The sequence below is a fragment of the Finegoldia magna genome (assembly GCF_003182075.1).
Taxonomy (GTDB): Bacteria; Bacillota; Clostridia; order Tissierellales; family Peptoniphilaceae; genus Finegoldia; species Finegoldia magna.
In genome coordinates this window covers 54908-74370 of sequence record NZ_QGTH01000004.1, presented here as the reverse complement: position 1 = coordinate 74370, position 19463 = coordinate 54908, and the positions used below count along the sequence as shown (strand labels likewise).

At 29.2% G+C, this 19463-nt stretch carries 16 protein-coding genes and 1 other annotated feature; of the genes, 1 reads left to right on the top strand and 15 read right to left on the bottom strand.

Annotated elements, in window-relative coordinates; genetic code table 11:
- Positions 1-7: 7 nt before the first annotated feature.
- The 9 genes from rpmF to murJ all read right to left on the bottom strand — a co-directional run bounded on the left by rpmF (position 8) and on the right by murJ (position 9410).
- Positions 8-196, bottom strand: a complete 189-nt coding sequence (gene rpmF, locus DES33_RS02570) for a 50S ribosomal protein L32 (RefSeq protein WP_002836538.1) — start codon at positions 194-196, stop codon at positions 8-10.
- 94 nt (positions 197-290) lie between these two features.
- Positions 291-1472, bottom strand: a complete 1182-nt coding sequence (locus DES33_RS02565) for an acetate/propionate family kinase (RefSeq protein ID WP_094208669.1) — start codon at positions 1470-1472, stop codon at positions 291-293.
- Positions 1473-1481: 9 nt separating this feature from the next.
- On the bottom strand, positions 1482-2078 hold the full coding sequence (gene plsY / locus DES33_RS02560) for a glycerol-3-phosphate 1-O-acyltransferase PlsY (RefSeq protein ID WP_110057988.1): 597 nt from the start codon (positions 2076-2078) through the stop codon (positions 1482-1484).
- Positions 2078-3394: a ribosome biogenesis GTPase Der gene (der, locus tag DES33_RS02555; RefSeq protein WP_110057987.1), complete on the bottom strand. Its 1317-nt coding sequence runs from the start codon at positions 3392-3394 to the stop codon at positions 2078-2080. Before der ends, plsY begins: the two co-directional genes overlap by 1 nt.
- A 110-nt stretch (positions 3395-3504) precedes the next feature.
- A complete protein-coding gene (locus DES33_RS02550) occupies positions 3505-4743 on the bottom strand; it encodes a serine hydroxymethyltransferase (protein WP_094224761.1) in 1239 nt (412 codons plus the stop codon).
- Positions 4736-5164, bottom strand: a complete 429-nt coding sequence (locus DES33_RS02545) for a SoxR reducing system RseC family protein (RefSeq protein WP_094224762.1) — start codon at positions 5162-5164, stop codon at positions 4736-4738. The genes DES33_RS02550 and DES33_RS02545 overlap by 8 nt, the downstream gene beginning before the upstream one ends.
- A 4-nt stretch (positions 5165-5168) precedes the next feature.
- On the bottom strand, positions 5169-5861 hold the full coding sequence (locus tag DES33_RS02540; RefSeq protein WP_110057986.1) for a tRNA threonylcarbamoyladenosine dehydratase: 693 nt from the start codon (positions 5859-5861) through the stop codon (positions 5169-5171).
- Between the two features lies 1 nt (position 5862).
- Positions 5863-7629, bottom strand: a complete 1767-nt coding sequence (aspS, locus tag DES33_RS02535) for an aspartate--tRNA ligase (protein ID WP_110057985.1) — start codon at positions 7627-7629, stop codon at positions 5863-5865.
- A gap of 37 nt (positions 7630-7666) precedes the next feature.
- Positions 7667-7846, bottom strand: a binding site (T-box leader).
- Between the two features lie 40 nt (positions 7847-7886).
- Positions 7887-9410 carry a murein biosynthesis integral membrane protein MurJ gene (murJ, locus tag DES33_RS02530; RefSeq protein WP_110057984.1) on the bottom strand — a complete coding sequence of 508 codons (1524 nt, stop codon included), beginning with the start codon at positions 9408-9410 and terminating at the stop codon, positions 7887-7889.
- A gap of 96 nt (positions 9411-9506) precedes the next feature.
- Here murJ and DES33_RS02525 point away from each other — a divergent pair, with 96 nt between their 5' ends.
- A complete protein-coding gene (locus DES33_RS02525; protein ID WP_110057983.1) occupies positions 9507-10865 on the top strand; it encodes a helix-turn-helix domain-containing protein in 1359 nt (452 codons plus the stop codon).
- Here the strand turns inward: DES33_RS02525 and DES33_RS02520 are convergent.
- From DES33_RS02520 to DES33_RS02495, 6 genes are read right to left on the bottom strand one after another with little or no spacing between them, the layout of a single operon-like run.
- Complete coding sequence (locus tag DES33_RS02520) at positions 10862-11977, bottom strand: tetratricopeptide repeat protein (protein ID WP_110057982.1); 1116 nt, start codon at positions 11975-11977, stop codon at positions 10862-10864. The genes DES33_RS02525 and DES33_RS02520 overlap by 4 nt on opposite strands.
- Positions 11978-12634 (bottom strand): hypothetical protein, encoded by a 657-nt coding sequence (locus DES33_RS02515; protein ID WP_110057981.1) that lies wholly within the window; start codon positions 12632-12634, stop codon positions 11978-11980.
- A gap of 8 nt (positions 12635-12642) precedes the next feature.
- Positions 12643-14337, bottom strand: a complete 1695-nt coding sequence (argS, locus tag DES33_RS02510; protein WP_110057980.1) for an arginine--tRNA ligase — start codon at positions 14335-14337, stop codon at positions 12643-12645.
- A gap of 10 nt (positions 14338-14347) precedes the next feature.
- Positions 14348-16699, bottom strand: a complete 2352-nt coding sequence (locus DES33_RS02505) for an endonuclease MutS2 (RefSeq protein ID WP_110057979.1) — start codon at positions 16697-16699, stop codon at positions 14348-14350.
- Positions 16700-18841 (bottom strand): U32 family peptidase, encoded by a 2142-nt coding sequence (locus DES33_RS02500; protein ID WP_227930680.1) that lies wholly within the window; start codon positions 18839-18841, stop codon positions 16700-16702. It lies immediately after the preceding gene.
- A complete protein-coding gene (locus tag DES33_RS02495; protein WP_110057978.1) occupies positions 18825-19457 on the bottom strand; it encodes a cell division protein ZapA in 633 nt (210 codons plus the stop codon). Before DES33_RS02495 ends, DES33_RS02500 begins: the two co-directional genes overlap by 17 nt.
- Between the last annotated feature and the right edge of the window lie 6 nt (positions 19458-19463).

The following is a 19463-nucleotide window of genomic DNA, read 5'->3' as shown; positions in this document are numbered from 1 at the left end:
TTTTTCATTAATTTTGTTCTGAATTATCTACAACTTGTTTTCCATCGTAATACCCACATTCTTTACATACTCTGTGAGGTAATTTTGGAGATCCACAATTAGGACATGTAGTTATAGTAACTCTTGGTAATTTATACGAAGAAGCTCTTCTTTTATCTCTTCTAGTTTTAGAAGTTTTTCTCTTTGGTACTGCCATGCTACACCTCCTTAAGGACTTTAGTCCTTAAAATTTATACAAACAACGTAGTTAATTATAATATAATAATGTTAAGTTGTCAATAAAAATATTATTATTTTGCTAAGTCTAAAGTGTCTCTAGCAATCATTAATTCTTCATTAGTTGGAACAACATAAACTTTAACTTTTGAATCATCAGCTGAGATTAAAGCTTCTTCACGAGTGTTGTTCTTTTCAAGGTCTAATTTAACACCTAATTCTTCAAATGTATTTAAGATATCTTTTCTCATTGATGAAGAGTTTTCTCCGATGCCACCAGCGAAGCAAATTGCATCAACATGACCTAATTCAGCCATATATCCACCGATATATCTCTTAACTCTTTCAATAAACATATCCAACGCTAATTGAGCTCTATCATTTCCTTTTTCAGCTTCTTCTTCAAGATCTCTAAAGTCTGAACTAATTCCTGAAACTCCTAATACACCAGATTTTTTATTCAAAATTTGGTTCATTTCATCAGCTGAATATCCTTTTTCATTCATTAAGAATGTCATTACAGTAGGATCCAAATCTCCACTTCTAGTTCCCATTAAAAGTCCTTCCAATGGTGTAAGTCCCATTGATGTATCATAGCATTTTCCGTCTTTAACAGCTGCTATAGATGAACCATTACCTAAGTGAACTGTAATAATATTGATGTCTTCTTTATCTAATAATTGTTGAGTTCTTAAAGTAATATATCTGTGGCTTGTTCCGTGGAAACCGAATTTTCTTAATCTGTAATCTTCATAGTATTCGTAAGGAATAGCATACATAAATGTTTTAGCTGGCATTGTTTGGTGGAAAGCAGTATCGAATACAGCGATATTTTTCTTTCCTGGAGCTAATTTTTCACATGCTTCAATTCCCATTAAGTTAGCTGGGTTGTGAAGCGGACCAAATTTGATAAATTCTCTAATCTTATCTTTTACTTTATCGTCAATAATGCAAGATTCTGTTAATTTATCTCCACCGTGTAGTACTCTGTGACCAATAGCAGATACTTCGTCTAAACTCTTGATAACACCATATTTTTCATCTAATAAAGCATCGAAAACATGGTTAATAGCTTCAGTGTGATCTTTCATTGGTTCTTCTACTACTAATTTTTCTCCATTAACTTTATGAGTTAATTTAGAACCTTCAATTCCAATTCTTTCTACTAATCCTTTACATAATACACTTTCATCAGTCATATCAAATAATTGATATTTTAATGAAGAACTACCACAATTGATTACTAATACTTTCATTTTTTCCTCCTAATTTTTACCTAATTTACTTTCTTTTCCATGAATCAATCTATTTAAATTGGATCTATGCTTGAATAATGATATTATTCCTAGCAAAATATAAATTAAACCAATGTAAAAGTCTTTTCTAATGTAAATTAATCCATAAATAACAGCTGAAACACATCCTATTATGCTTCCGAGTGAAACATATTTAGTTATAAGTACAACTATTAAAAACAATATTAATAAAAATAAAATTTGTAAAGGTTGGGCAAACAATAAAACACCGAAAGATGTCGCAATGCCCTTTCCACCTTTAAAATTATAAATAACTGGTAATATATGTCCTACTACACATAAAAGCCCACATACTAGTATACCTAAACTGCCGAAAAATTTAAAGCCCAAATATGCAGACAATAATCCTTTTAAGAAATCAATCAAAAAAGTTGCCAAACCAAACTTCACTCCATAAACTCTTAAAGCATTCGTTGCACCTGCATTTTTGCTTCCATAATTTCTTATATCCTGTTTATAAATCAACTTAGAAAGCACAATAGAACCACTTATATTACCTATGAAATAACATATTATTCCAAGGACAATAAAATATAAATAATTCACTATTTTCCCCTTGTCTTAAATTCAAATTGCAAAGGAACACCTTCAAAGCTAAAGTTTTCCCTTAGCTGATTTTCAATATATCTTTGGTATGAAAAATGCATCAAATCATTTCTATTTATGAAAACCAAAAATTTTGGTGGTCTGGCTTCTATCTGAGTGATATAAAAGATTTTCAAACGAACACCTTTATCTGATGGTGGTGGATTTAATAAAACAGCTTTTGATATTAAATCATTTAAAACACCTGTGCTAATTCTCATAGAATAATTATTATCTACTTTTTCGATTTCAGTAAACAAAGTATCGATTCTTTTGTTTTCTTTTACACTAATGAACACTATAGGAACATACATTACAAATCCCAATTTAGTTCTGATATCTTTTTTGAAATCATTCATAGTGTTAGTTTGTTTTTCAACAAGATCCCATTTATTCACAAGAATAATCATAGCTTTACCCTGATCATGAGCATAACCCAAGATTTTAGTATCTTGTTCGCTAACACCTTCAGTGGCATCTATCATTAAAACACAAATATCAGACCTATCAATCGCTGACAAAGTCCTTACAACAGAATATCTCTCAACTTCTGTGTCAATCTTTTTTCTTTTTCTAAGTCCTGCTGTATCTATAAATATATACTCATTTCCCTTGTAATTAATCTTGGAATCTATGGCATCTCTCGTCGTTCCTGCAATATCAGTAACTATCATTCTTTCTTCGTTTAATAAGTTATTAATCAAAGAACTTTTACCAACATTTGGTTTTCCAATCAGGCAAACTTTTGTAATATCCTCATCAGATTCTGTATTTGAATTATCATCAAATTTTGAAACAACAGCTTCTAGTAAATCTCCAAGCCCCATAGAATTTGAAGCACTTATTGGAAATATTTCATAAAATCCTAGATTATAAAAATCATATACATTGTCCTGTTGTTTGATGTGATCAATTTTATTTACAACTAAAATTACGCTTTTTTTCGTTCTTCTAAGCATATCGGCAACTTCCATATCAATTGGAGTGATACCTTGTTTACCGTCAACCATAAACAAAATAACATCTGCAGTTTCAATAGCAAGTTCTGTTTGTTTTTTAATATTTTTAGTAATGATTTCATTACTTTTTGGTTCCAAACCACCTGTATCTACAACTGTAAAATATTTATTTTGCCACTCAGCTTCCATATACAATCTATCTCTTGTAACACCTGGATCATCTTGAGTGATGGCGATTCTTTTCTTTATTAATTTATTGAATAATGTAGATTTTCCTACATTAGCTCTTCCTACAATAGCAACAACTGGTTTTGCCATGTTATCACCTCATTTCTCTATAAATGATACCATAAAATGTGTCAAATATACAATATTTCATCAAAAAAATAAAGCTAATACTAAACTTTTGTCTAGTATTAGCTTAAAATTTATCTATTGATTGGGAATTGTTTCATCAATTCTACAACGTCTTTTTTGATTTCTTCAGCAGGTCTACGTTTCTTTAATGCGTCTAACATAAATTCCGCTACTTTTGCGGCTTCTACTTCTTTTAATCCTCTAGTTGTAATAGCTGGTGTACCAATTCTAATACCACTAGTTACAAATGGTGTTTCTGGATCGTTAGGAATAGTGTTCTTGTTAGTTGTAATATTAACTTCACTTAATAACGCTTCTGCTTCTTTACCAGTCATATCAAAGCTTCTGCAATCGATTAATAGTAAGTGGTTATCTGTACCACCTGAAACTAATCTTACATCATTATCTAAGAATACTTTTTCCATGGCTTTTGCATTCTTCAAAATTTGATGAGTGTATTCTTTAAATTCTGGTTGCAAATCTTCTTTGAAGCACACTGCTTTTGCTGCAATAATGTGTTCTAATGGGCCACCTTGGAATCCTGGGAATACTGATTTGTCTAATAATTTTTTGTGTTCTTCCTTACAAAGTATAGCTCCACCTCTTGGTCCTCTTAATGTTTTATGTGTAGTTGTAGTTACAAAATCTGCATAAGGAACTGGACTTGGATGATCTCCAGTAGCTACTAATCCAGCAATGTGAGCCATATCTACCATTAAATATGCTCCAACTTCATCTGCAATTTCTCTGAATTTTTTGAAATCTATAACTCTTGGATATGCAGAAGCACCAGCTACGATTAATTTAGGTTTGTGTTTTAAAGCTAATTCACGAACGTTTTCATAATCGATAGTTTCAGTTTCAGGATCTACACCGTAATCTACGAAATTATAGAATTTACCAGACATATTTACTGGTGATCCATGAGTTAAGTGTCCACCTTCTGTTAATCTCATACCTAATACTGTATCTCCAGGTTTTAAAACTGCAACATATACAGCAATATTAGCATTTGCTCCACAGTGAGGTTGAACGTTAGCATGATCTGCATTAAATAATTCTTTTAATCTATCTATAGCTAATTGTTCTATTTTATCAACATGTTCACAACCGCCGTAATATCTTTTTCCAGGATATCCTTCAGCATACTTGTTAGTTAACTCAGTACCCATAGTTTCAAGTACTGCTTTTGAAACAAAGTTTTCTGAAGCTATCAACTCGATATGTTCTTCTTGTCTTTTGATTTCATCATTTAGATGTCCAAATACCTCTGGGTCAAAATTTTCTAAATTTTGTCTACAATTATTCATACAAACCTCCAATTATTTTCGTGATATGAACTAGGTCCTTATCAACAAATTTTTTATCTATAAATTTTACAATTATATAGCCAACTAATAATCCTACAAGTCCTATACCAAAAGATGCTAATTCAAAATTTCCTATTTTATTTTCCAAAATAGAATATGATGATATAAGAGCAATTAGGAAAAATGTTAAAGGCATTAAATACAACAATGCTGTATATTTAAGCATTGAAGAATCGTCACCTGAAATTTGGACTCTATCTCCTACTTTTGCACTTATATAGTTTGCACATTCTATAACTTGCGTTTGATGTTCACAACCTGAACATTTGCTACAACCTTCACCACCACAAGCTCCTTTTCTAGTAATTAGAACAGATGCTTTTGTGGATTCAGTTTTTATAACCATTCCTTCTTTTGCCAAAAAATTACCTCAATTCTTTAATAACATACGATGCAATCATAAGTCCGACACATGAAGGTACAAAGCTTATACTTGCCGGAGCATTTCTTCCATTTGAAGATAGAACTTCTCCTGACCTTTGTTCATCAGACCAAATGCATGTAAGTTTGTCAACGTTTCTTCTTTTTAGCTCTTTTCTCATTACTTTAGCCATTGGACAAGTGTGGGTCTTTTTAATATCCGTAATTCTAAAAAGAAAAGGATTTAGTTTCGATCCCGCACCCATAGAACTTATCAACTTAATATCGTTTTTATAGCAATACTCAGCCAAATCTAGCTTCGCTGATATTAAATCGATAGCGTCTATAACATAATTATAATCTTTAAGATTAAATAAATCAACAGTAGAATTATCAAACTTTTCCCTAAATTTAATAACTTTGCAATTCGGATTAATTCTGTGAATTCTTTTTTCAAATTCATCTACCTTATAATTTCCAACAGTATCTTCCAAAGCTATAATTTGGCGATTGATGTTTGTTATATCGATAGTATCATAATCTACTATTGCTAATGTTCCTACTCCACATCTAGCCAAAGCTTCTATTGCAAAACCTCCAACTCCACCGCAGCCAATAACAGCTACTTTGGAGTTGATGATATTTTCTAGGTCATTTTCACCTATTAGAAGTTTTGTTCTTTCAAATCTTTTATCCATACTAATCTAATTTGATGTGAATTTCTTTAAGTTGTTTCTCGTCAACATTTGATGGAGCACCAGTTAATAAATCTGTAGCAGATTGTGTTTTAGGGAATGCTATAACATCTTTGATATTATCAGTTCCAACTAATAACATCATAAGTCTATCCATACCATACGCTAATCCACCATGTGGAGGTGTTCCATAGTTAAAAGCTTCTACAAAGAAACCAAATTTGTTTTCAATCATTTCTTCAGTTAATTCTAATGCTTCGAACATTTTCTTTTGTAAATCAGAATTGTTAATTCTTATAGAACCTCCACCGATTTCGTCTCCATTACATACAATATCGTAAGCTTTAGCTCTTACTTTTTCCTTGTCAGTTAACAAATATTGAATGTCTTCTTCTTTTGGCATTGTAAATGGGTGATGCATTGCTACAAATCTGTTTTCTTCTTCGTCGAATTCAAATAATGGGAAATCAACTATCCAAACAAATTCGAATGTATCATTGTCAACCAAATTCATATCTCTTGTAATTTTGTTTCTTAATGCACTTAATCCATTAAATACAACATCATTTTTGTCTGCTAGTATAAATATTAATGCATTTTCGTCTTCTTTTGTAGATTCAATTATCGAATTCATTTCTTCATCAGATAAGAATTTTTTAATTGAAGATTGAATTTCTCCATCGTGAACTCTTATCCAACTTAAACCTTTAGCACCGTATTCTTTTACAAATTTTTCTAATTTGTCAATTTTTTTACGTGAGTATTCACTTTCATAATTACCAATATTGATACATCTAACGCTTTTGTTTTTATCATTACAACTTGAGAATACTTTGAATTCTGAATCTTTTACTAATTCAGTGATATTTTTCAATTCAAATCCAAATCTCAAATCTGGCTTATCGCATCCATATCTTTCCATAGCTTCTGCGTAAGTCATTCTCTTAATAGGAGTTGGAATATCAATTCCTCTAATTTCTTTGAAAAGTTTTTTAATCAAGCCTTCATTCAATGTCATTACATCTTCTTGATCAACAAAACTCATTTCCATATCCACTTGAGTGAATTCCGGTTGTCTATTTGCTCTTAAATCTTCATCTCTGAAACATTTAACGATTTGGTAGTATCTGTCCATTCCACTAATCATAAGAAGTTGCTTCATTAACTGTGGTGATTGTGGTAGTGCGTAGAAACTGTGTTCATTTACTCTACTTGCAACCAAATAATCTCTAGCTCCTTCTGGAGTTGGCTTTCCTAAAAATGGAGTTTCAATTTCATAAAATCCATTTTCATCTAAATAATCACGAATTAATTTATTAGTTTTGGCTCTTAATTTTAAATTATTTTGTAATTTAGGTTTTCTTAAATCCAAATATCTGTACTTTAACCTAACAGCTTCTTGAGCATTATCATCATCTTTAATGTAAATTGGTGGAACATTCGCTGTATCCAAAACAATTAGTTCGTTAGCTATAACTTCAATTTCTCCAGTAGGAATGTTGTTGTTTTTTGATTCTCTTTCTCTAACATCACCTTTTACACATAAAACATATTCGCTTTTAACATCTTTTGCTTTATCGAAAATCTCTTTGTTATCATCCTTTATAGCTATTTGAGTTATTCCTGTGTTATCTCTCAAATCTATAAAGATAAGAGATCCTAAATTTCTTTCTTTTTGAACCCATCCCATAAGAATGACTTCTTTGTTTACATCACTTAATCTCAACTCCCCACACATGTGAGTACGTCTAAGATTTCCCATACTATTCATAAAAAACCTCCTAAAATATAAAAAACCCGTCCTTATGATAAGGGACGAGTTAAATCGCGGTACCACCCTAATTAGGTAAACCTCACTTTAATTTATAACGCTATTAAGCGGAAAATTCGACTCAAAAATGTCTGCAATTACTATGAATAATAAGTCACACCAACCCTTATCTCTCTGAAAATCAATCATAATGCGCTCTTTTTATCTTTGTCTTTATAACAAAATTATATTCAAAAAACTTTCAATTGTCAAACCAGCTATTTTTTTCTTCTGTTTTTATAAAAAGCGATAATTTCGTTTAGTTCATCGACCTTAAAAATTAAAATACAACTCAAATAACTAATTCCTGCAACAATTATAGACATCATTAATGATAATGTATTTGAAAATCTAATATTTGTCGTTTTAAATGTAATATAAGCTAAAGCTCCCATTATCAACGATGAAATCAACATCTTAAAAATATTTACAAATGATGATTTTGTAGAGCTAAAATCTCCAATTTTTTTGTGTAATCTCATTATTATCATTATTGCTCCAATTAGATTTGCAAAACTTGTCGCTACTGCTAATCCTACTAAGCCAAAAATTCTTGATAAAATAATATTTCCTATTATATTTATAGCAACCATAATAACAGAATTAATCGTAGGAGTTTTTGTATCATTCATGGCATAAAATGATTTCGACAAAATATCTCTGATAGCAGTTCCTATGATTCCCAAAGCGTAGAAGAACATACAAACTGATGTCATATCAACATCATTCATTGTGAAAGCTCCCCTAAAGAATAGCATCTTAGTAATAGGATAAGATAATACCAAAAGTCCTATTGTCGCTGGGATTACTAAAATACAAATCATAGACATTGATTTCATTATGCTATCTTTCATTTTATTCAAATCATTAGCGATAAAATTTCTAGACAATTCAGGATACACAATTACAGAAATATTTGCTATAACAATACCAGTTACAAATTCAATAAGCCTTGATGCATAATTTAGAATTGGAATACCATTAGCTGAAACTGTAGATGCTATCGACTTATCTACCATAACATTGATTTGATTTACCGATACTCCTAAAATTATCGGAATTGATAGTAATACAATCATTTTTACATTTTTATCTGAAAAATCTAAAATCTTATGATATTTAAAATTCTTTCTTTTCGTTATAAATATGTAAGGCAAATATTGGAGTGCATTTCCCAATAGCAAACCAATTCCAACTATCATATTATTATCGTATTTATTGGAAATGACAAGAGCAAGTATAATGAAGAAATTCATTATAAAACCTTGTAAATTTTGAACTACAAAATGATTATTCGCATTCAAATATCCCTTGAATACACATGACATTATGGACGGTATCATTGACAATAAAGTCAATCGCATGAATTTTATAGTTAATTCTTTTGTATATCCAGTAAATCCTGGAGCAAAAATTTTAATTACAGATGGTGTAAAAATCTCCAGTATTACTATTAATGCTAATATTATAATAACAACTATATTGTTGATATTTGATGTAAAAATATCGCCTTCTTCCTTTCCCTTTTCGTGTACTATTTTATTGTATATAGGAATAAAAGAAGTTGAAATTCCTGCTGAAAACAAGCTTACTATTGTAATCGGCAGTATTTGTGAAACCAAAAATGCGTTGGCAACCGGCCCATTTGTAGGAAAAAAATATGCCAGTGTAGTTTCTCTTACTAATCCTAAGACTTTTGATAGTAGTGTAATTATCATCAGTATAATGGCAGTCTTTTTCATAAGTATCTCCTGTTTATATTTAAAAAATTTGTTGGTTGTGATATTATTTATACTATAGATAATAACACAGGTCTAACGATAATTAAAGGTGATAAGATGAATATAAAGTTATTGGTAAAAAAAATGGATGAGTTGGTTGACTCTTCGGACATAAAAATAATAAACGATATCGACAATATATCGTTAAATTGTATTTCCGATCAGAAAAACACACTATCCATAATGGAATATGACAAAAATATTATTTGTCCTAAAAATTCTAATATTCTTTTTTTTAAAGCAGAAGATGAAATCATAGAAAACGAAAATGCAAATATTATTTATTCAAAAGAAGATGATATTTTCAAAGTTTACGAAATTGTGAATGGATTTTTGCGAGAGCATTCCGAGTTCTATAATAGAATTTACAATACAATTTCAAACCGTGAGGCCGTTAATAATTTGCTTTTAATCATAAAAGATTATTTTGATGTAAATGTATGCCTGTTGAACTCAAACAAAAAGTTGTTGCTAAATACATTTGATTTTTCAACTATAAAAAAGATTTATCCGTTGGAAATAAAAAAGAAAAGCTTGAGCAAATTGTACGGATATCTCGCTTTTGAAACTATTGAAGATGAATATGAATTTGAATTCAGAAAAATTTCCAAAATAATTTCAACATATATTTATAACAATGTAAACGGGCTGATAAATTCGAAAGAAGACATATACAGCACCATTAAGAATTTGATTTCTGGAAATATTACAGAAAAAGACGAAGAAAATATCGCAAATATAGGTTGGAAAACAGATGACAATTACGATATTAATGTAATTAAAATCGAAGGTGGTTTATTCAAATACCAAGACATGTTTTCACATGGTAACAGATTTGTTTTGGATTATCCGATGTATATGTATTCTGTATTGCAAGAAGGATACCTTGTGTTATTAACTAATAATAAAATTAAAGATGTTTCATCAGTAAAGACAAATTTAAACTTCTTTACTGAAAAATACGACTTAAAAAGCATTAAATTATCACTAAAAAACAACCTGTTCAATTTGAAAAAAGCTTATGATTTATCTAGAAGAATTTTAGAAAACAATATAGAATTAACTGAAAACATAAACGATAATTGCTGTAAAATCATCTATGATTTGGTATGCTTGGATTCTGAAATAGAAATATTAGTTCCAGAATTCATCTATAAATTAAAATATGACGATATAAATAATGGCACAGACCTTCTCAGAACATTATACTTTTACCTTGTAGAAGAACGCTCATTAATCAAAGCATCTCAAAGACTGAATGTTCACAGAAACTCAATCGTTTATAGAATAAACAAAATTAATGAATTGGTAGATATTAATTTGGATTGTTACAAAGCAAGAAAAAACATAATAAGTGCTTTAGAAATCATCGACCGATTGGACAATACGCTTAAAATAACAGAAGAAGACATTTAATTGTCTTCTTCTATTTTTTGCAATAATTGCATTGCCATATTAAAAATATCTTCGTGTACATCATCATAAGAAACCAAAGTTGACAATGTGTCTTTTGCTTTTGCAACTCTATTTGAGTTTAGTTCAATAACGCCTTTATTGTACAATAAAATCTCGTTGTCTTTATGAATTTTAAGCCCACGATTTAAAACCTGAATTGATTTTTCAAAATCATAATCGTTGAAATAAGCCACAGACATATCATTATACAAATCAACGTGATCAAATCCCATACTTTCAGCTTTTTCAAAATATTCTATAGCTTTATCCAAATCATTCAAATTCAAGTAACATTTACCCATTAAATAAACAATTCTGGAAGTTTTTTCAAGTTCTCTGAAAATTTCAAGTGCCTTTTGTGGTTTTGAATTGATTAAAGTAGTCGCAAAATCCAAATCTCTGAGAGGCTTTATATCTTCCATTAAACGTTCAACTTCATTTATCACAATTAATACTCTTTTTTCATCGTAATCGTTAGGAGAAGTTGCCATCTTGTGTGTATTTTTTAAGTAATCATAAGCTTTTATATAATTATGATTTAGTAATTCTAAATTTGCAAGTTCTACATAACTTAAGAAGAAATCAGGAAAATTTGCAACATTTTCATTTAAAACTCTGAAAGCTTCTTCAATAAAAATACTAGAATTAAACTCATCTTCAAGCGCCATTAATCTCAAACAATACGCATAGTAATAAGCATTATCCGCAATGTCCGATTTTAATATATCATTTGTTCTAAAATAAATAACTGCTTCTTTTGGATCTGAAATTTTTTCAACTCCCATAGATATTATTGATTTTTCAATATCAGGGAAAATATTGTACATAATATCTGTGTAGTTTACACAGTATTTGAATGTTCTATCGTAAGCTATGTTATAAATCATTCCTTTAATTATTAATTCCAAATCAAAATTTTTGACGAAATCATTGTTCCTGACTCCATCTAACAAATCTTTTTCTAAAACAGGTAGTGGAATATCTTTATCAATGTAATCATTTGATTCTAATAAATTCACATAAACCAATTGATTCATAAATTTACTGAAATATTCGTCAATCTTATTAATCATTTATTTCTCCCCCGTTTCTAAAATCCTGTACAAATTAGCCCTATACAACATGAACAACGAAATGAACATCAAAAGTAATCCAAATTTCAAAATCGACACAACTTCATTTGACATTATAAAGTCTTCAAATGTGTAATTCTTCATAATCAAATTATACAAAATTGCAAAAATCGCAACATTAGGTATATTCCATGTTAAAAAATTTTTAAAATTAAATTTTAATGATGTGCAAATCGATTTATAAAATTCTTCGTCAATCATGTAAAGTGTCTCCACTAACGGATTAAATATTAATAAATGAACAATTACTGCTCCTTCGTATTTTTTTAAGAAAAAATACAACAATAATAAAATTCCTCCATTAAAAGCGACCTTTAACATTAATTTGGGAATAGTAATCGGTTCTATTTGATAGTTATCTCTTGTATGAACCGAAATACTAAGCATATTTAAAAGGATACTCAACAGAAATGTAACCAAAACCGCTATTATAACGTTAGATATTTCTTTAGATACAGATAATCTAAACAAAATATTATTAGACATATTTAACGATAATTTCATTACAATCATTGATGCAAAAATCAACGGAAAATATTTAATTGTATGTGCGGTTCTTGTAAAAGAATTTTTGATTATTTCTATAAATGAGTCCATTATTCTCCCTACATTCTAACTGGTGCTTCAATGCCTAACAAGCTCAAAGATAATTTCAAGCATTTGTTAACAGAATAAGTTAAATACAATCTTTGATATTTTAGTTCATCTTCTACAGTGTTGATTGGACAATTTGCATAAAATTTATTGAATAGTTTTGCTAATTCTACTGTATAACGTGTTAAGAAAGAAGGTTCGTATTTTTCAGTAGCATTTAATAAAACTTCTTCAAATTTTGATAAGTGTTTTACAATGTCGATTTCTGTATCGTCAACTAATAAATCAAATTTGCTATTGTCTTTTAATTCAAATTCTCCCTTGTCTAATATAGAACAGCTTCTTGCAAATGTATATTGTGTATATGGTCCAGTTTCTCCATCAAAATTCAAAACTTGATCCCAATCAAACGTATAATCTTTTATTCTATTATTGAATAAATCTTGGAATATTACAGCTCCAACACCAACTTGTTTTGCCACTTCTTCTTTATTGTCAAGATTAGGATTTCTTTCTTCTATGATTGATTTTGTTTTATCAATAGCTCTATTTAAAACATCTTCTAGGAAAATAACTTTACCTTCTCTTGTTTTCATAGATCCATCTTTCATGCTAACCATACCAAAAGAAACATGTTCGCAATCATTCCACCAATCAAATCCCATTTTTTTCAAAACGGTTCTTAATTGTTCAAAATGAAGTTTTTGTTGACTAGCAACAACGTATACATTTTTATAAAAATCGTAAGTTTTTTTACGATACATTGCAGTAGCAATATCTCTTGTTAAGTATGTTGAAGACCCATTTGATTTTTTTATTAAAACAGGTGGCAAGTTTTCATCATCCAAATTGATTATCATTGCACCATCGGATTCTTCTAGCAAATTTTTCTTATCAATTGCTTCTAATGCATCTCCAATAAATTGTGAGTGGAATGATTCACCATTAAAATTGTCAAACTCAACTCCTAGTAAATCATAAACTCTTTGAAATTCTTTTAGAGAAATTTCTCTAAACCATGACCATAATTTTACAGCTGTAGGATCTTTTTTTTCTAATTTATCGAACCAATCGCGTGCCTCATCCATGTAAGTTTCATCTTCTTTTGCAATTTTATTGTATTTTACGTAAAGATTTAAAAGTTCTTTTATTGGATCAGCATTTATTTTATCTTCGTCTCCCCATTTTAAATAAGCTGATATCATCATACCAAATTGAGTTCCATAATCACCGATGTAATTAACACCTGTTGTATTAAACCCTTGATATTTCATTATGTTTCTTATGGCATTTCCTATTACAGTGGAGCGTAAATGTCCAATATGAAATGGCTTTGCAATATTTGTAGAAGAAAAGTCGAACACAACATTTTTCCCAACGCCAATATGACTACTTCCAAAATCATCTTTAACAGCTTCTGTTAGAACACTTTCTACTAATTTTGAATTATCTACAAAAAAGTTTACGTAAGGACCTACATTTGCAATTTTTTTGATATTTTCATTGCTGAATTCTTTTTTAGCTAATTCTTCTGCGATTAAATTAGGTGCTTTTCTAAAAGTTTTTGCTAATTTAAACACTGGAAACGCATAATCTCCCATATCACTGTTTGGTGGAATTTCGATTAAATCTGATATTTCTTCTTCAGTTAGACCAGTGTCAAATCCTAGTATAATTTGTTTTACTTCTTCTTTAAAATTTATCATTTTAATCCCCTTATTTTAAATAAATGAAAGTAGCTCCAAGACCGCCTTCATTGTAACCTGCATCTTCAATCTTTTTGATTCTTTTATCACTTCTTAGGTATTCTCTGATACCTTTTCTGAGCATACCAGTTCCTTTGCCGTGAATTATATTCACTTTTTTCAAACCAACAATTACACAGTCATCAATGTATTTGTCAAGTTCGTATATTGCTTCTTCAATATTCTTTCCACGCAAATCTATTTCGCTTTTTATATCAGAATTAGCTTTATTTTTTATAATACTTTTAATGCTCTTTGATGATTGAATCACTTCTTGTTCTTTAATTTTCTTCAAGTTCTTAACATTGGCATTTATCTTTAAGATACCCACTTGAACCAATAAATCACCTTTTTTATCAGGTTCTGTAACAATAGTACCTTGTTGGTCAATTCCTAAGATTTCGACTTCATCTCCTAATTGTAGATTTTGTTTTTTAGACGTTTCATTCAAAAGTTTCTTATTGGAACTCTTTTTAATTCTTTTGTTAAATTTACTTTCAACATCATTAGCTACTGTTCTAGCATCAGATTCTTTCTCTAAGAATTTTAATTTATTGATAAGCTCACGTGATTCTTCCTTAGCTTGCATATAAATTTCGTTTGCATTTTCTTTTGCTTCGTTAATAATTCTTTCTTTTTCTAATTTTGTCTTTTCAAGTTCTTTTTCGTATCTGTCGCGAAGCTTCAATAAATCTTCTTTAAGCTCTAATTGTCTTTTTTTTTCTTCGTCAATTTGTTTCTTTCCAGATTCAATGTCAGATAAAACATCTTCAAAATCTTTGTCTTCTTGAGATAAAATTTCCTTTGCATTATTAATTATATCATCATCAAGACCAAGTCTTCTAGAAATTTCAAAAGCATTTGATTTACCAGGAATCCCAATTCTCAATTTATAAGTTGGTGATAAAGTATTTACATCAAATTCTACTGAACCATTTTTTACGTATTTTTCTGTCAATGCAAATATTTTAAGTTGAGAATAGTGAGTTGTAGCAATTGTTCTTATAGATTTGTCTAAGAAAATTCTCAAAATTGCAATTGCTAGTGCTGCTCCTTCTGTTGGATCGGTTCCTGCACCAAGTTCGTCGAATAACACAAGAGAATTAAATGTAATATTATTTACAATGTGTACAATATTTTTCATATGAGCTGAAAAAGTAGACAAAGATTGTTCTATACTTTGTTCATCACCAATATCTGTGAAGATATTGTCGAAAATTGCTACTTCCGAATTTTCATCTACAGGAATTAAAATTCCAGATTGTGCCATTAAAGTTATCAGACCTACTGTTTTAAGTGTTACAGTTTTACCACCAGTATTAGGTCCAGTTATAACCAATGTATTGTAATCATCACCAAGATAAATACTTATAGGCACAACTTTTTTCTTGTCCAATAAAGGATGTCTTGCATTTTTGAAATTAAAATATCCATTAGTGTTTAGTTTGGGATTTGTCGCATCAATTTCTATAGCATATTTTGCTTTAGCGAATATGAAATCTAATCTTGATAAAACATCCTGATCCACAAAAATCGAATCCTTGGCATCATAAACTCTATCAGAAATTTCTTTCAAAATTCTTATTATTTCTTCTCTTTCTTCTGCTTCAAGCATTCTCAATTCGTTATTTAATTCTACAACCTCCATCGGTTCGATGTAGACTGTTTGACCCGAAGATGAATGGTCGTGTACGATTCCTTTAAAAGATGATTTATGTGAAACTTTTACAGGAATTACATATCTATCATCTCTCATAGTTACGATGTTTTCTTGTAATGCTTGATCATTAGAAGATAAAATACTATTTATTTTATCTCTAATATTTTCTGTCTTCTGCCTTTTAGTTTGTCTAATTCTAGCGAGATTCCTACTAGCATTATCGCTAATCTCATCTTCTGAAATTATTGCATTATTAATAGTTGCAACTAAATCAGGTTCTTCCACCAAAGAATCCATCATTGCCATAATCATAGGGTAATTTTCGTGATTTTCGTCAGATTCTCCAGCATATCTTTTTATATCGTGAACGCTACTCAATATTTGACCGATTTTCAACAAAACTTCTGGAACTATGTATCCACCTTTTGATACATGCATTATACTTGCTTTAACATTTATAATCTCATATATAGGAGGATTAGAAAATTTGTAAATCATACTCATAGCTTCATAAGTTTCATCCAAGCTTTGTCTGATTTCATCCTCATTTATCATAGGTTCCAATTTATTGGCTATACTTTTCCCCAATTTAGATTTGCAAAGTTTTTCAATTTTATTTTTTATTTCGTTGTATTCAAGTGTGTTTAATGTCTTTTTATCCATTTATAAAATTCCTTTTTTAAAATGAAATTCATTAGATTTTCCAGTTGCATATTTGTTTTTTCTAATTGAATATAAGTTGAAATCTATATCATTCTCGTCTATCTTAATTCTATCACAAGAATAAATTAAAGAGTAATCGTCCATTCTTACAACCTTATATTTAGAAAAATCTCCTTCAATATAACAATCATTAAACTTACAGAACTCACAATTTTTCCCATTACATTTTATTATGCTCGAAAAAGGACAATAAATAGTAATCATATTAACTAAGTTTTCTTCAACAACCAATTCATAATTGTAATTTGAATTTTCTACAATTTCTTTAATTTCAGATTTGTTTAATTCAACTGATAAAGTCATTACATCTACTCCCAAATCATTTAAAACTCTTGCTGATAAAGTATTAAATACATTCATCTGATAGTCACTAACAACAAAATCAGCTCTAATATCCCTAGCTATAATAATATCTCCAATATTATTGATTAAAAGTTTGGATACATTATTTTCTCTGCATTTTTTTATAAACTTATCCGTTTTTTCTTGATTTAAAAATCTTGGAACTCTCACGATGTATTCTGATGAAATTTTATCGCTGTAACCATCCACTTCATCTACATAAACTGTTTTATAACTTGAATTATTAATTCTATTTTTTTCTATTAGATTATCTAATTTTTTCAAATCAACATTTTTTTGTTTTCTATGATTAAAATCAGCTTTTTCTTCCAAATAGAATTCTATGAAATCTCTTCTTATCTGATTTATCTGACTTTTCGATAAAAATAATCCATCATCTAGTATAATTTCCAGCTCAGAAATATTTACTGGATAGTTTCCTGTTTTTAGTACTTGATTACGTATAAAATCATCATCTATTGGCTTATTTTTTGCGTCATCGCAAATTATATTAGTGTTATATATTAGATCATTTACAAATATTTGAATAGGTTGAAATTTTTTACAAATAAACTTGACTTGTAAATCAAATTTCACATTTTTTTCTTCATTTGACTCATCAACTATTTTAATGTGACTAACTCTTTTTACATCAGAATTTTCAAGAGCATCACCTATGTTTTTAAATGAAGCTATGCTATTTTTCGTATAATTTTCAGTTAATGTCAACGGAAAAGTATTTTTCCCATTAGAAAGTATTAGAATATCTTTCTTTAATACATCTTTTGTAAATTTTATTTTCCCTTTTCCTAATACTTTTCCTACTGTGTTACCTTTAATTTGATTTTTCCTACCAAGTTCAACGTAATTGTATCCATTTGTATTATTGATTAATCCTTTTGTAAATCCACGATTTTTAACTTCGTCTAAATAATAATCGTATTTACCATTGTCTAATTTTTCTCTGTAAGATTTTACAATAGAGTACACGTATTCCTTGGATTTCATTCTTCCTTCGATTTTCAAACTATCACAATATTTTGCGATTTCGTCAACATTATCAATAGTACACAAATCTTTTGGACTGAGGTAAGACAGCTTTGAATTAATAGTTTCGTTGGCTAAAATAATCTTGTAATCCTTCCTACAAGGTTGAGCACATCTTCCTCTATTTGCACTTCTATCACCATTTAATGAACTCATCAAGCATTGCCCTGATTGGCACACACATAATGATCCATGAATGAAAACTTCTATTTCAATGTCACAGTTTTTCCTAATATTTTTTAATTCTTCTAAATCAGTTTCCCTAGCCAATACAATTCTTTTGAAACCAAGTTCTTTGGCAATTAATGCCCCATTCAAATTATTAATGTTCATCTGAGTAGATGCATGTAAATCCAAATCAGGAAATAATTTGTTTACAAGATATGCCAGACCAATATCTTGAACAATTAGTGCATCAATATCGATATTATATAATCTGTTTACATAATCAATTGCCTTGTGAATTTCTGATTGCTTTATAAGAGTGTTTAATGTTACATAAACTTTTACGTTTCTTAAATGACAGTATTTTACAACTTCCTTAACATCTTCTACAGTAAAATTCTCAGCATAAGCCCTTGCGGAAAATTCTTTTGTTCCAAGATAAATGGCATCAGTTCCCGCACGGACACTTGCTTTTACCATGTCCCAATTTCCGCAAGGAGCTAATATTTCACTAATCAATGATTTCATCCCTTTGATAATCCATTAAAATATTTTCTAGCTTATTTTTTTCAAAAGCTAATTTATTATATTCATCTTTTAAATCTTTGTATTTTTGAGATATATCATCATTTTCTGTTTCGTAAAATTCAATTTGTTTTTTCAAATCTTCCGTAGTTTTATTCTCTTTTTTGAGTTTTGTATTTAAATCTGATGCTTTTTGTTCATATTGCGCTTTGATTTCGTTAGCGTATTTTTCAGCTTTTTTCTTTATATCTTCTTTTTCCTTTTCAGAATTTTCTTTAATTTCATTGTATTGTTTAGTCATTTGTTTTAAGTTTGTTTCTTTAATAACCAAATTTTGATATAATTTTTCGCAATCAGATTTTAAGTTAGAATAATCCTTGATAATTGGATCATTCTCTTTTTTGTATTCATTTAATTCAGTTGTTAAATTATCGTGAGTTTCTGCCAAATTCATAAGAGCTAAGATAGTTGCATTCAAAGTCGTTAATTTTGAATTTCTGTTTTTGCAATCTGCAATATCCTTGTTAATTTTCTCAACTATCTTATCTGTTTCTTCTTTAGATTTTTCAGTAACAATATTGTAAGTTGAACCTTGAATTACAACTTGTAATTTGTTCATATACAT